The 14,509-nt window shown below is 70.9% G+C and carries 8 protein-coding genes; 4 read left to right on the top strand and 4 right to left on the bottom strand.

Annotated elements, in window-relative coordinates; all coding sequences use genetic code 11:
• Window positions 1–48: 48 nt before the first annotated feature.
• On the top strand, window positions 49–1,026 hold the full coding sequence (locus tag ON21_RS06740; protein WP_039796493.1) for a pirin family protein: 978 nt from the start codon (window positions 49–51) through the stop codon (window positions 1,024–1,026).
• 135 nt (window positions 1,027–1,161) lie between these two features.
• Window positions 1,162–1,458, top strand: coding sequence for an excalibur calcium-binding domain-containing protein (locus ON21_RS06735; protein WP_039796492.1), 297 nt, complete (start codon window positions 1,162–1,164; stop codon window positions 1,456–1,458).
• Between the two features lie 63 nt (window positions 1,459–1,521).
• Here the strand turns inward: ON21_RS06735 and ON21_RS06730 are convergent, their stop codons facing one another.
• The gene (locus ON21_RS06730; RefSeq protein ID WP_039796491.1) at window positions 1,522–1,743 is read right to left on the bottom strand and encodes a DUF3618 domain-containing protein; all 222 of its coding nucleotides are present in this window, start codon (window positions 1,741–1,743) and stop codon (window positions 1,522–1,524) included.
• Window positions 1,744–1,909: 166 nt separating this feature from the next.
• Between ON21_RS06730 and bcp the strand changes: the two genes are divergently transcribed.
• A complete protein-coding gene (bcp, locus tag ON21_RS06725; RefSeq protein WP_039796535.1) occupies window positions 1,910–2,383 on the top strand; it encodes a thioredoxin-dependent thiol peroxidase in 474 nt (157 codons plus the stop codon).
• A gap of 58 nt (window positions 2,384–2,441) precedes the next feature.
• On the opposite strand, the gene ON21_RS06720 is transcribed toward bcp, so the two are convergent.
• A complete protein-coding gene (locus tag ON21_RS06720) occupies window positions 2,442–3,662 on the bottom strand; it encodes a DUF7159 family protein (RefSeq protein WP_157170746.1) in 1,221 nt (406 codons plus the stop codon).
• A gap of 298 nt (window positions 3,663–3,960) precedes the next feature.
• On the opposite strand from ON21_RS06720, the gene ON21_RS06715 reads away from it, so the two are divergent.
• Window positions 3,961–4,581 (top strand): TetR/AcrR family transcriptional regulator, encoded by a 621-nt coding sequence (locus ON21_RS06715; RefSeq protein WP_245562492.1) that lies wholly within the window; start codon window positions 3,961–3,963, stop codon window positions 4,579–4,581.
• Window positions 4,582–4,618: 37 nt separating this feature from the next.
• Here ON21_RS06715 and acpS read toward each other — a convergent pair whose 3' ends face one another.
• Window positions 4,619–5,056 carry a holo-ACP synthase AcpS gene (gene acpS, locus ON21_RS06710; protein ID WP_039796489.1) on the bottom strand — a complete coding sequence of 146 codons (438 nt, stop codon included), beginning with the start codon at window positions 5,054–5,056 and terminating at the stop codon, window positions 4,619–4,621.
• 76 nt (window positions 5,057–5,132) lie between these two features.
• Window positions 5,133–14,450 (bottom strand): type I polyketide synthase, encoded by a 9,318-nt coding sequence (locus ON21_RS06705; protein ID WP_039796488.1) that lies wholly within the window; start codon window positions 14,448–14,450, stop codon window positions 5,133–5,135.
• Window positions 14,451–14,509: the final 59 nt, after the last annotated feature.

Raw genomic sequence — 14,509 nt, 5'->3', positions numbered from 1 at the left:
TGTAGTCACGGTTGGTTGACATGGACACCAACTCCTGAGGAGGTCCCGATGCCCGCCGTCACCGTTCCCGACATCATGGTCCTGCCACGCCTCCCCCGCCCCGACGCGACCTTGCGCCAACGGCCGGTCCGGAACGTGGTCACCGCGCACAAGCAGCGCGAAGGCGCGGGATTCGAGGTGCGCAGGCCGTTCCCCAGCATGAATCTGCGCACGGCGGATCCCTTCATCCTGCTCGACCAGATGGGCCCGGTCGCCTATGAACCGCACGAGGCGAAGGGCGCGCCCTGGCATCCGCACCGCGGCTTCGAGACGGTCACCTACATGCTCGACGGCACCATGGTGCACCACGACTCGCACGGCGGCGGCGGCGTCATCGGCGAAGGCGACACCCAATGGATGACCGCGGGCTCCGGCATCCTGCACGACGAAGTCCCGCCGGAGGAGATGGTCGCCTCGGGCGGCTGGTTCCACGGCATCCAACTGTGGGTGAACCTGCCGCGCGCGCTGAAATTCGCCACGCCGCGATACCAGGACCTGCGCGCTCGCGAACTGACGCTGGTCAGTTCGCACGACGGCGGCGCGCTGGTCCGGCTCATCGCCGGGGAGGTCGGCGGATTCACCGGTCCCGGTTCGACCTACACCCCGATCGCCTACGCCCACGCGTCGATCACGCCCGGCGGGATCCTCGAAACACCGTGGCCGCAGGAGTTTACGGCGATGGCCTACGTGCTCTCCGGCAGCGGCACGGTGGGCGGGGAGCGCAGGCCGCTGACCGAGGGCCAACTCGCGGTCTTCGGTCGCGGAGACGCGATCAGCGTGACAGCCGATGCGCGCCAAGACAATCGGACCGGAGCGCTCGAAGTCCTGCTGCTCGGCGGACTGCCGATCCGGGAACCAGTGGTGCAGTACGGGCCGTTCGTGATGAACACCCGCGCGGAGATCATCCAAGCGATGGAGGACTATCAGGCCGGACGCATGGGAAACATCCCGGCGGAACACATCCGCGGCGCCGGTACGACCGCCTGAGCGACAACACCGGGTGCGATCCCCTAATCCCCTAGTTCCGTCCCCCCGAGGTTGACAAGAGAGCGGCCCGTCACAACAGTGGATGCGGCGTCCGGTCGGACGCCCATCCACCGCAGCAACCACACAGAGGAATACATGAACGTTCGCCGGCTCTCCGTCAGCGCGGCCGTCGCGGGATTGACCTTTCTCGCGGCTCCCGCCGCCCTAGCCGCCCCTCCGTCCGGATCCGCCGGAACCGGCTCCTCGGCCGTCGACACCGGCTCCGCCGCGACCGGCTCGGCCGGTCTGTCACAGACCGGTTCGGCCGGTGGCGCCTTCGCCAACTGCGACGAAGCCCGCGCCGCAGGCCGTGCGCCGCTGTTCCGCGGTGAACCGGGTTTCGGCCCGCACCTGGATCCCGACGGCGACGGCTTCGCCTGCCCGACGGTCTGAACCGACCGCGAAACGACGACACCCGGTGGGCAATGCCACACCGGGTGTCGTCGTTTTTCCAGCTCAGCGGAAGATCTTGAGCAGCACCAAGCCGACGACGACCGCGGCGGCGCCGATCAGGCTGTACTTCACCTTCGGCTCGTTCAGCTTCGCGACCACGATCTGCTTGGTGTCGTCCGCGATGCGATGCGGGTCCGCGCGTACCGCGAGTTCGTCGAGCGTGCTCGCCAGCCGAGTGCGGGCGGCCTCGATCTCCTGCTCGATCCGCTCGGTATCCCTTGCCACGTTCCACCCTCCTGTTGTCGATTGCCGCACCCGGTGCACGAATCACGCCGCACGTTCGGCCGTTCGCAGAGCACCCGGGGCTCGCGGACGAGTCTATCCGCCGCCACGCCGCGCTATCCGGCCGCGCGAAGATCTCCGGTCCGGACCTTCGGATACCGTGCTGGAGGTGACCACCAACCAACGACTCTCCCCGGGCGACACCGCTCCCGACTTCACGCTCCCCGACGCCGACGGCAAGAACGTCTCGCTGTCGGATTACCGCGGTCGTAAGGTGATCGTGTACTTCTACCCCGCCGCGAGCACGCCCGGCTGCACCAAGCAAGCCTGCGACTTCCGCGACAATCTGGCCGACTTGGACGGCGCGGGCATCGACGTCGTGGGCATCTCCCCGGACAAGCCCGCCAAGCTGGCCAAGTTCCGCGACGCGGAGCGACTGACCTTCCCGCTGCTGTCGGATCCCGACCGCACCGTGCTCACCGCCTGGGGCGCGTACGGCGAGAAGACCATGTACGGCAAGACGGTCGTCGGCGTCATCCGCTCGACCTTCCTGGTGGACGAAGAGGGCAAGATCGCCGTCGCGCAGTACAACGTCCGCGCCACCGGCCACGTCGCCAAGCTGCGCCGCGACCTGTCGGTGTAGCGAAGCGGGCAACGAAAAGCCCGGCGCCGCAGGGGCGCCGGGCCGAGGTGGGGGTGGATCAGGCCTGCCAGACCTGCTGGGCTGCCCACTGCGCCATCAGACGAAGGTGCTCGTCCCACCAGTCCGCGGCCTCCGGGGTGAACACGGCGGGTGGTGGAGCCTCACCGGGGAACAGCAACGCACTGTCGGGCGCGCCCACCTTGCGATCGGTCGGAATCCCGGTCCCCGGGACGAGCGGCTCCGGGACTTCTTGCTCCGGCCCGGTTGTCGCGTCGGCTTCGACCAGCGGCAACGGCCGATGCCTCGGGGCATGCCCCGAGCGCTGCTCCGGAAGCCACACCCCGGACGTGGTGACATCGGCGCCCCCATCGAACGACTCGTCCGCCCCGGTATCCACGGGTTGGACCGGCGGGGCCGGATGCACCGCACCGGCGCCCTCGATCCGGGCGTCCGCCACGACGGTCGGCACCGGCTGCTCGGAATCGTTCAGCAGGTAGCTCCCGCCGACGACCATTCCGCTGGCCAGCACACCGGCCGCGGCGAACACCGCGACCCCGCCGCGCGCCCGAGTCGACTCGCTCACCGGTCCGGCGTAGCAGTCCTGCTCCAGCCGCGCGCTCAACGCCGCGCCCGCGGCGGAGGCGAAAGCGCCCACGGTGCAAGGGATCACCGGCGCCCCGAATTTCTCGACCGCCGTCAGCACCGCGGATCCGGCGCCCGCCGAGCCGATCAGCACCACCGCGTCCGGCCGCGCGTCGGCCGCGTCGAGCTGATCCCACGCCGCCGTGACGCCCATGCCCAGCGACCGCGGCGTCGCCCGGCCCATCTGCCCCACGGCGGCGAGCACCCGGCGGCGGCCACGGTCGACCAGGGTGAACGCGTGGTACCCGGGCACCACCTCGCACACCAGGAGGTTGTCGTAGGCGTCCAGCCACGTCATCATGCTCGCCACGCTCAGGTGGGCCGATTTCACCGAGACCATCGAGGCGCTGTGCCACGGGCCTGCCGCCAAACGGGTGACGATGGCGCGCCGCTCCGCGGCGTCCCGATAGGCGACCGCCACCCCACCGACTTCCCGCTCCGAGCTCAGCCCCGCGGCCAAGGCGTCCAGCGCGGTCTCGACCGCGGCGGCCACGTCCGCCTTACTGTCACCGTCCGTTCGCTCGACCCGGCGCAGCAGCACCCGATCGGCCAGCTTCCTGCCGTCGGCGAGCGCTACCGCGTGCACGGCACCGCGTTCGGTCGAAACGCCGAGAGTCACCACAGATTCAGCTACCACTGATCACGCCTTCCCCTCTGTGCATTGACCGAGCTCACGGGCTTGCCGAAAGCCATGAGCCCCATGGATTCCCCTGCTCGGAACACACGCCGCGATGCACGCGCGCTCGGTATATGTTCGATGCCGCATCGGTTACGGATGGGTAGCGGAAATCAAGGCAGCTGGACGCGAACGGCGGATGCGCGTATCGCACGCTTGTGCCTACCGTTAGCCTGGATGCGTGGAAGTACGCGCGGAGGCCAGGGTGAAGCACCGTCTGGACCCTGCGTTGGAGCTGCAGGACGACCCACAGGAGCTCATGCCGCGACGCCGGCCGACGCAGGAACGCAGCAAACGAAAGTTCGACGCCCTACTCCAGGCGTCCAGGGAACTGCTCGTCGAGGTCGGGTTCGAGTCGTTCACCTGTGAGGAGGTGGCGGCCAGGGCTGAGGTGCCGATCGGCACGCTGTATCAGTTCTTCGCCAACAAGTACGTCATCGTCTGTGAGCTCAATCGCCGAGATCTGGTTGCCGTTTCCCAGGAGCTGGCCGACTTCCACGGGGAGATTCCCTCACTGGACTGGTTGCGGCACATGAACCAGTTCGTCGACCACCTGGCCAACCTCTGGATGACCGACCCGTCCCGGCGAGAGGTGTGGCTGGCCATGCAGTCCACGCCGTCCACCCGGGCCACCGGAGCGATCCACGAGAAGCAGTTCGCCGAGGTCGTATCGCAGATGCTGCGCCCGCTCACGCCGCGCACCCCGCGCGCACGGCGCACCATGATGGCCGAAGTGCTGGTGCACGTGGTCTATTCGATGCTCAACTTCTCCGTGCAGGACGAGCAGAGCAGCGCCGAGGCGGTCGCCGAGCTCAAGCGGCTGATGGTCGCCTACCTGCTCGTCGCGGAAAAGGAATCGCGTACCGGCGGCCAAGGATAACGGGTGGTCCCGGCGGGAACCGGGACCACCGCGCGGCTCAACCGGCGCTCTCGCGCCCTTCGATGAGGTCGGCCAGTTCGCCCGGGTCTTCGAGCACCACCATCGCGGCGGCGGTGTCGCCGTCGTGCGTCAGCGAGAGGTGAACCCGCACCCGGGGCAGGAATTCCGCGGCCAGGCCGTGCAGTTTGATGCTCGGCCTGCCCCACGCGTCGTTGACCACCTCGATCAGCGGATAGGGGTTGTCCCCGATCTGCGGGCGACGGGCGAACCGCGACGATGCCCATGCTTTGAGCACCGCCTCTTTCGCCGCCCACCGCGCCGCGTAGCTGCGCGCCGGGTCGGTGCCTTTGCTCTGGCAGTAGCGCCGCTCTCCCGCGGTGAAACTTTCCCTGAGCATGGTCGTTCCGGCGCGTTCGAGCTGTTCGGCGAACTCGGAGATGGTCACCAAGTCCAAGCCGATACCGAGGATCGTCATAGGCGGGCAGCCTACGACGTGCTCGGCGAGCCCGCGCGCGGACCCTGCGCGGCGAGTTTCCCCGCCGCGCTTCCGCTTACGCGCATCCGATGCCCTTCGCGCGGTAGGCGCCGTCCTGACCGAGGCGCGCCTCCGGCGACAGCAGCACGTCGGCCTCCAGCTGCCGGGCCCGCTGGGACGGGGTGCCCTCCCCGCCGAGCCTGCGATCCGCGGGACGCTCGTACAGCGGCGCGCCGCCGCACATCGCCTCCACGAACCGCTGCCGACCGGCCAGCTGACGCTCCTGCGCCTTGCGCTGGTACTCCTCGCGCCGTCCCGGCTCGATGGCCTGGATGAACGCCTCCGGGTGCACGATCGCCAACAGACCGTTCACGTGGCCGAAGCCGAGCGAGGTGACCAGACCCGCCTTCAGCGGAAGGCGACCGCCCAGCCGCAGCGGTTCGCGCAGCCACACCAGGTGCGGGAAGGCCTGCATCTTCTCGTCGACGCAATCGAGGCTGCGGTTCGGCGGGATGACGCCCTGCTCCAGTACCTGGCACAGGCCGATGAGCTGGAAGGCGGCCGCGCCGCCCTTGGCGTGCCCGGTGAGGGTCTTCTGCGAGACCACGAACAGCGGAGCGCCGTCCGAGCGTCCGATGGCCGTCGCGAGCCGTTCGTGCAGTTCGGACTCGTTCGGATCATTGGCCGCCGTCGAGGTGTCGTGCTTGGACACCACCGCGATCTCGTCCGGGGTCACGCCGAGCTTGCGCAGCTCGCCGGCCAGCCTGGACTCCGGCCCGCCACGACCGGCGCCCAGCGCACCCAGTCCCGGAGCCGGGATGGAGGTGTGCACGCCGTCGGCGAAGGACTGCGCGTAGGCCACCACGCCCAGCACCGGCAGGCCCATCTCCAGCGCGACGCTGCCGCGGGCCAACAGGACCGTGCCACCGCCCTGCGATTCGATGAACCCGCCGCGGCGGCGGTCGTTGGCGCGGGAGAAGTAGCGGTCGCTGATGCCCTTGGCGCTCATGGCCGCCGAATCCGCGGTGGCCGACATGTCACCGAAGCCGACGATGCCCTCGATGCCGAGATCGTCGTAACCGCCCGCCACGACCAGGTCGGCCTTGCCGAGCCGGATCTTGTCGACGCCCTCCTCGACCGACACCGCGGCGGTGGCGCAGGCCGCCACCGGGTGCACCATCGCGCCGTAGCTGCCGACGTAGGACTGCACCACGTGCGCCAGCGCCACGTTCGGCAGCGCCTCCTGCAGGATGTCGTTCGGGCGCGACTCGCCGAGCAGGTTGTCGATGTACAGCGAGCGCATCGAGGACATGCCGCCCATGCCGGTGCCCTGCGTGTTGGCGACCAGCGAGGGATGCACCCAGCTCATCAACTCGGCGGGGCTGAACCCGGAGCCGATGAACGCGTCCACCGTGCAGACGATGTTCCACAGCGCGACCCGGTCCACCGAAGCGGCCATATCGGGCGAGATGCCCCAGATGGTGGGGTCCCAGCCGGTCGGGATCTGGCCGCCGACGGTGCGCGAGAGTTTGGCCCGGCGCGGCACGCGGATCTCGGTGCCCGCCTTGCGCGTCACCGTCCAGTCGCCGGAGTCGGCGACCGGCGTGATCACCGTGTGCTCCGGATCGGCGGCGTGGAAGGCGCGCGCCTCGGCCTCGCCGCCCACCGTGAACGACAGGTCCTGGTCGAGGAACACCGAGGTCATCAGCGGAGCCGAGTTGTCGGTCATGGCGCCGTCGTCCTCGTAGCGGCGCACACCGCAGCGGGCGACCACGGCGTCGTGGTAGCGCTCGGCCAGCTCGTGCTCGGGCACGTAGTCACCGGACGCGGCGTCGTACCAACCCGGCTTCGGGTCGTTCTCCCAGGTCACCATGCCGGTGGTCCAGGCGAGTTCCAGCACGCCCGCCGCCGACAACTCGTCGGAGACCTCCATCTCGAAGCGGGTACGCGCCGAGCCGTACGGGCCGAGCTCGCCCGCGCCGACGATGACCACCATGTCGGCCGGATCCGCGGTCACCTCGCCCCACTCGGGCACCGGCAGCGCGGAGGTCACGGTCGGCGGCGCGGGCAGCGCGGCGATCGTGCGACCGGCGTCCGCGCCGGTCTCGCCCTCGGCCTGCTCCGCGGCCTGCTTGGCCAGCGCGGGCAGGTCCAGCTTGGCCCTGGCCAGGCCACCGGTCAGGTCGATCTGCTGCGGGCCGGTCGCGGTCACCTGGCGGGCCCGCGAGGTGCACCACTTGAGCAGCTCGTCGGCCATCTCGGCGGTGGACCAGGTCTGCACGCCCGCCTTCTCGACCGCCTCGACCATCGGGTCGTTGTGGCCCATCAAGCCGGTGCCGCGCACCCAGCCGATCAGCGCGTGCACCAGGGTGACCCGCGACGACCACGACTTCTCGGCCCGCCACTTGGCGACCACCGCGTCCAGCGCCGCCTTCGACTCGCCATAGGCGCCGTCGCCGCCGAACATGCCGCGGTTGGGCGAACCCGGCAGCACCACGTGCAGTTTCGCGTCCACGTCGTGATCGGCGCCCAGCTTGGACAGGCCGCCGATCAGCCGCTCGACCGACCACAGCAGCACGCGCATCTCCATCTCGGCGCGCGCGCCCGCGTCCGCGAGATCACCGGCCACCCGCGGCGCCGCGAACGGCAGCAGCAGGGTGGGCGTCATCGCGTCCTTGATCTTGATCTTCGCGCCGCCCGCGCTGTCGACCTGCTCGGTGCCGATCCAGTCGATCAGGGCGTCGATGTCCTGGTAGGACGCCATGTTGGCGGGCACGACCCACAGGGCCGCGCCGTGGCGGGCGTTATCGCGGTAGAGCTTGCGGTAGAAGGCGAGGCGTTCGTCGTTCAGCGAGGAGGTGGTGACCACCACCGTGGCCCCACCGCTGAGCAGCCGGGCGGTCGCCGCCGCGGCGATCGATCCCTTGCTCGCGCCGGTGATCACCGCGATGTCGGAGGACCACAGCCCGGGCTCCTCCGTGCTGAGCGCGGCCTCGGCGATGCGCTCGTACAGCCCGGCCAGCACCGAACGCGCCTCGTGCATCGCCCGCTGCCGCCACCAGTTCGCCTGCGCCGCAACGGCTTCACCCGCACCGAGGAAACCGGTGACCGGTCCGTTCGCGCTGCCTGCGTCGTCGGCGAGCCACAGCCGGGCCAGATCCTCGCGCGCCGTGGCCCACCGGTCGTCCAGCAGCACGGCCTTGCGGGCGTCGAACGCGGGCGCGACCAGACGCGGCCAATCCGAACCGAGTTCGGCCGACACCAGATCGACCAGGGAGTCCTCGGTCGCTTCCGGCGCGGACACGCGCTCGGACAATCCGAGCTGTTCGAGCACGACGCGCGCGGCCGTGGCCAGCACGCCGTCACGTCCGGTGATCTGCTCGGTGAACTCGCCCAGCGCGGCGGCGTCCACGGTCGCGCCGCCACCGCCGCCCGCCGAGGGCAGCGACACCGCGACACCGCGACGGGCCGCGACGGCCTGCACGGCGGCGTCGATGGCCGCGTCGACCGAGGCGGCGTCACCCAGCCCGCCGGAGACCAGGCCGCCCAGGTCGCCACCGCGCACGCTGGTGCCTTCCCTGGTGCCGAGCGACACCTCGGCGGTCACGTGGCTGGCCCACCCGTCACCGAGTTCCCAGACCTTCTTGACCCGATCCGCGATCGCGGCCGGACGCTTGCCGGACGGGCCGAACACCTTGCGCAGATGGTCGCCGATGGCGTCGGTGAGCACCGTGCCGAACGGACGGTAGGTGCGGGCGAGCCGCTCCACCGTCGCGGACAGCGCACCCATGTCGGCGTCGGCCGCGCCGTCGATCGCGCCGAGCGAGAGCTCGGAGCCGAGGTCGACCAGCAGCTGGTTGCGCCGCGACGACACGCCGTCGCACAGGCCCTCGATGGTGTCCACCGGGCCGATCTGGTCCAGGCGCAGTTTGGTCCACAGCGCGATCAGCACGCGCGTGGCGTCGGCTGCGGTGAACGCGATGTCGTCCGGACGCGGGCCGCCCGAACTCGGGGCGGGCGCGGCAACGGGGGCCGCGGCGACGGCGGCTGCCGGAGCCGCCGCGGCGGCGGGCTCCTCCACCGGCTCGTCGACCGTGGCGGGATCGGTGTCGGTCGCGTAGACGATCGCCGCCTCGCGCTCGATGTTGAGCACATCCACCTTCGCGCCGCCGAAGGCGGGCAGCTTCAGCGTCTGGGAGGCCAGGTTGGCCACCGTCGGCGTCGCGCCGAGACCGATCTCGACGAACCGCTCGATACCGAGACCGCCCTGGGCCGGGTCGGTGAACAGCAGGTCCTGGGTCTCGATCCAGCGCACCGGGCTGGCGAACTGCCAGGCGAGCAACTCGATCAGCACCACGCGGCACAGCTCTGTCGGCCGGGCGGCCCAGCTGTCGAAGTCGGCCAGCACCTCCGCGAGCGGTTCGGACGGCACCAGGTCCGCGATCTCCTGAATGAACGCCCGCTCGAGCGAGAACAGCCTCGGCACCAGGTTCGGGATGTAGCGGCCGATCAGGGTCTCCGGACGCAGGTCCACCGGCAGGAGCTGTTCGAGCTTCTGCCGGAATTCCGGAACGCCCTTGCGCAGCACCGTGGAGTGGAACGGCACGTCGATGCCGGGGACCAGGATGAACGCCCGCTTGCCACCGAATTCGGCACGCCTGCGGTCGATCTCCTCCTCCAGTGCCTCCAGGCCTGCCACCGTGCCCGCGATCGCGTACTGCGAACCGCGCAGGTTCAGGTTGACCACCTCGAGGAACTCCCCGACCCGCTCGCCGACTTCCTTGACGAAGTCGACGACCTCCGCGTCGGGCACGCCGATCTGCGAAGGCCGGATCGCGGCCATCCGATAGTCGCTGCGCCCCTGCGCATCCCGCGGCACCAGCTCGTGCATCGCGGAACCACGTTGGAACACGACCTCGAGCACCGCCTCCAGCGGCAGCACTCCGGCCACGGCGGCGAGCGCGTTGTACTCGCCCACCGAGTGGCCCGCGAGCAGCGCACCCTCGACGAACGCCCCGGACTCGCGCAGTTCCGCCATCTGGGCGACACCGAGGGTCGCCATGGCGACCTGGGTGAACTGGGTCAGGTGCAGCACGCCGTCCGGGTGGCGGTGTTCGACGCCGCGCGCCTTCAGGTAGGTCGGGTTGTCCCGCACCACGGCGAGAATCGAGAAGCCGAGCGCCGCACGGGTGTGCTTGTCCGCGCGGTCCCAGATCTCCTTGGCCGCCTTCGACCGGGACCGGGCGTCCAGTCCCATTCCCTTGCGCTGGATGCCCTGGCCGGGGAAGGCGTAGACGGTCTTCGGCGCCGCGGTGCGACCGGTCGCGGTCATCACCAGCTCGCCCTCGGTGCGGCAGGAGACCTCGATGATCTCGCTGCCAGCGTCGAGCCCGACACGCTCGACGCGCACATCGATCTGCGCGCCAGGGCGGACCATGCCGAGGAACCGGGTGGTCCAAGCGGTCAGCGTCCGCGCGGGCGCCGAACTCGTGGGATCGACCGCCGACACGACGTGCTGCGCGGCCGCCGACAGCCACATGCCGTGCACGATCGGGCCGCCGAGCCCGGCGAGCTTCGCGGCGGCGTCGCTGGTGTGGATCGGGTTGTGATCGCCGGAGACGGCGGCGAAGGCGTGCATGGTGCGCGGAGCCACGATCGTGACGTCGCGACGACGCCTGCGCGGGGTGTCGGTGGCCGCGTCGGACACCGTGCCCGCCGCGCGCGGCGGATCGGTGAGTTCGCCCGCGCCGGTGCGCCCGCGGATCGCGAATCGCTCGGTCAGGGTGGCCAGCACCGGCATCGACATCCCGGTCTCGGGCTTGTCCAGCATGGCGGTGATCCGCACGTGCACCTCGACGACGCGGCCCAGGTCGGTGTCGACGGTCTCCCCCGCCTCCGCGCGCACCGCGAGCACACTGGTCTCGGCGGGCAGCTCACCGGCGAGATGCACCTGGTGGTCCAGGTGGACGAGGTCGAGCATGCCCTCGATGACGCTTTCGTCCTTCGCGGTGCGGGTCGCTCCGAGCACCGCGAACACGGCGGGCCAGCACGCGCCGACCAGCACGTCGGGCACGGTGCGGCCGAGCGTGCTCAGCGCGGCGGGCAGGCCGGAACCGGTGACTCCGGCGTGATCGGCGATCAGATCCGGCGTCCAGGCCAGGTTCACGTGCGCGACCTTGCCCTTGACCTCGGGCAGAGCCTGTCCCGCCGCGACCGCGAGCAGCGCGGCCATGGCCTCGTCGGCGTCGTCCTCGGTGACGACCGGAGCGCCACCGTTGTAGACCGAGGTGGGCACCGTGATCCGGATGCGCACGGCGTTGCCTGCCAGCAGCGGAACGGTCAGCTCCAGGTAAGCGTGCTCCGGCTCCGGACCGGTGGTCTCGACCAGGGTCGCGCCGCTGGGCGGATGCACCGCGCCCTTGCCGTCGACGACCCACTCGGACAGGTCGCCGAGCCGGTGCACCGGGTTGATCGCGGTGCGCCCGGCCCACTGCACGTCCGGGGCGGCGAGCACGGCGTCGATCGGGCCGCTGGTGACGCCCGCGGTGCGGCGCGCGTCCACCGGGACCGGCGCCACACCCGCGCGCACCAAGGAGTACGCGGTGTCCTGTTCGAAGCGGTCGAGCAGCTCACCGACCGGCTCGTCGACCCGGGTGATGCCCGCGACCGAGACCGTGCCGGGAATGACGCACACCTGATCGGCCGAGTAGCGCGGATCGTGCGCCTGCCACAGCGAATCCGAGCGCCACCAGCGGCGCACGTCGGCGTCCACGACCGGCACGAAGTTCACCGGCTTGCCCGGGGTCTTGCACAATGAGATGAAGAACGGGACGTCGGCCGGGTGCAGCAGCGTCTGCGCGGTTGCGGGGTAGGCGTCCTTCAGGGCGCACAGCGCCGCGACCGGGTCCTCGAAGTCGTCGTCACTGGCGAACAGGGTGGGGATCTCGCCGCGGTCGGCCGGATGCAGCCGGGATTCGGTGCGGCGCACCATTTCCGCGAAACGGTCGCGCCAGGTGATGTCCAGCCACACCGAACGGGTGGCCTCCGCGATCGCGTCGCCGAGATCGGTGCCGCAGTCGAAGTCCTTGCGACGGTCCAGACCGACCGCGAGCTCGACGTAGCGCTCCAGCCAGTCCTGGTAGGTCATGGTGGCCAGGTCGCCGAAGTACGGCTTGGCGGTGGCGTTCAGCGCCGCGATGATCTCGTCACGACGCGCCGCGACCGCCTCGCCGTCGCCCGCCACCTCGTCCAGCAGTCGGCCGGTGCGCGAGGCGGCGTTGTCGATCTCGTGGATGTCGGCGCCCAGCTGGCTGCGGCCCGAGGCCATGCCGCCGGACGCGGTGCCCGCACCGACCCAGTCGGGGGTGCCGGGGGTGTCCACGAGCAGTTGCTTGACCTCCGGCGCGGTGGTGGCCTCCAGCGTGGCCATGGCCGCCGTACCGACCAGAACGCCGTCCAGCGGCATCACAGGGTAGCCGTGCCGGACCGCCCACTGGCCGGTGAGGTACTCCGTCGCGCGCTCGGGGGTTCCGATGCCACCGCCGACGCACACCACCACGTTGGCGCGGTTGCGCAGCTCGGCGTAGGTGTCCAGCAGCAGGTCGTCCAGGTCCTCCCAGGAGTGGTGGCCACCGGCCTTGCCGCCCTCGATGTGCATGATCACCGGGTAGTCCGGAACCTCGTCGGCGATGCGCAGCACGGCCCGGATCTGGGCGACGGTGCCCGGCTTGAACGCGACGTGGGTGATCCCGACCTCGGTGAGCTCCTGGATCAGCGCGACGGCCTCCTCCAGCTCCGGAATGCCCGCGGTCACGATGACGCCGTCGAACGGGGCGCCCGCCGTACGGGCCCGCTGTACCAGCCGCTTGCCGCCCAGCTGCAGCTTCCACAGGTAGGGATCGAGGAACAAGGAATTGAACTGCACCGCGCGTCCCGGGTGCAGCAGCTTCTGCAACTCGGCCACCCGGTCGGCGAAGATCTGCTCGGTCACCTGACCGCCACCGGCGAGCTCCGCCCAGTGGCCCGCGTTCGCCGCGGCCGCGACGATCTTCGCGTCCACCGTGGTCGGAGTCATGCCCGCGAGCAGGATCGGCGAGCGTCCGGTCAGCTTGGTGAAGGCCGTCTCGACCACGATGCGCCCGTTGGGCAGCCGCACCGGACGCGGCGCGAACGCCGACCACGGGGCCGCGGGCTCCGGCGCTGCGCCGGGGGTGAGCAGACTGCGCTGTCCGGCGCGGGTGGCGGCCGCGACGATGCCGAGGCCGGTGCCCTTGAGCGTGCCGCCCGTGACGCGGGAAAGCAGGTCGCCGGGACCCAGGTCCAGAATCCACTGCGCGCCCGCGGAGATCACACCGTCGACGACGCCCACCCAGTCGACCGGATCCACCAGGATCTGCCGGGCCAGCTCGCCGGCCAGCTCCGCGTCCAGGCCGCACTGGGTGGCCCAACTGCTCACCAGGTCGACGGTGTCGGCCAGCGCCGGGTGGTGGAACGCCACGTCGACGGCCACGTCTTCGAAGACCGGAGCGAACACCGAGCCGCCGCGCACCTTTGCGTCGCGCTCGCGCGCCTGCTCATCGTGGATTTGCGCACACCGCTGCCGCACCCGCTCCAGCTGCGCGGGCGGTCCGGAGAGCACGGCGCGCCGGCGTCCGTTGCGGATCGAGACGACCACGGCAGCAGCGGGATCGGCTCCCGCGCACACCTCGGCGACCACGGCGCCGAGCTGCTCGGGATCGACATTGGACACCGCGACCATCGGCGAGCGCTCGCCCGCCGGCATCAGCCCGCGCCGCCGCGCCACCAATCCGGCTGCGGCGCCGATCATCTGGGCCACCGCGAGCAGCTCCGCGTCGCGGGCGCCACCGGCCTCGACCGCCGCGGCGGCGAGCAGACCCTGCGAATGCCCGACGATCGCGACCGGCGCGTGCTCGGCCGGGTCCAGACCTTGCAACCGAAGCGCCCGCACGGCCGCCACCTGGGTCAGCAGCACACCGGGCATGGACACCGCGGCCGAGCGCAGCACGGATTCGGCCGGGGCCGCGGAGGTCTCGCCCTCATCACCGTCGGCGAGCTCGTTCTCAAGCATCCAGCCGATCGGGTCGAAGCCGACCGGACGGACCACCAGCAACTGCGCCGCGACCGGCTCCAGCAGCGCCGCCGCCTCGTTGACCAGCGCGGTCAACTCCGGCTCCAGCGCACTGTCGCGCGCGATCTCCTCCAGCTCGCTCAGCCACTGCGCACCCTGCCCACCGAAGGCGAGCGCGTACGGCACGCCGCCGAGCAGACGATCCAACAGCGGCGACCGCGCCCCGCCCGACGCGGCCTTCCCGGCGGCGGCAACCACCTTCGTGCTCTGTCCGGCCTCGGTCTTGGTGCTCTCGTTGATCGTCAAGACGTTTCGACTTCCTTCTCCATGCGACATGCCTCGGCGACACGCCGGTCCCTACCGGT

It is taken from the genome of Nocardia araoensis NBRC 100135 (assembly GCF_000308435.1).
In the GTDB taxonomy this organism is placed as follows: domain Bacteria; phylum Actinomycetota; class Actinomycetes; order Mycobacteriales; family Mycobacteriaceae; genus Nocardia; species Nocardia araoensis.
This window is presented reverse-complemented; position numbering and strand designations above follow the sequence as displayed.

Excerpts from the sequence above, each read along its gene's own strand:
- ON21_RS06740 (WP_039796493.1), top strand. The coding sequence starts at position 49 with ATGCCCGCCGTCACCGTTCCCGACATCATGGTCCTGCCACGCCTCCCC.
- ON21_RS06735 (WP_039796492.1), top strand. The coding sequence starts at position 1,162 with ATGAACGTTCGCCGGCTCTCCGTCAGCGCGGCCGTCGCGGGATTGACC.
- ON21_RS06715 (WP_245562492.1), top strand. The coding sequence starts at position 3,961 with ATGCCGCGACGCCGGCCGACGCAGGAACGCAGCAAACGAAAGTTCGAC.
- acpS (WP_039796489.1), bottom strand. The coding sequence starts at position 5,056 with ATGACGATCCTCGGTATCGGCTTGGACTTGGTGACCATCTCCGAGTTC.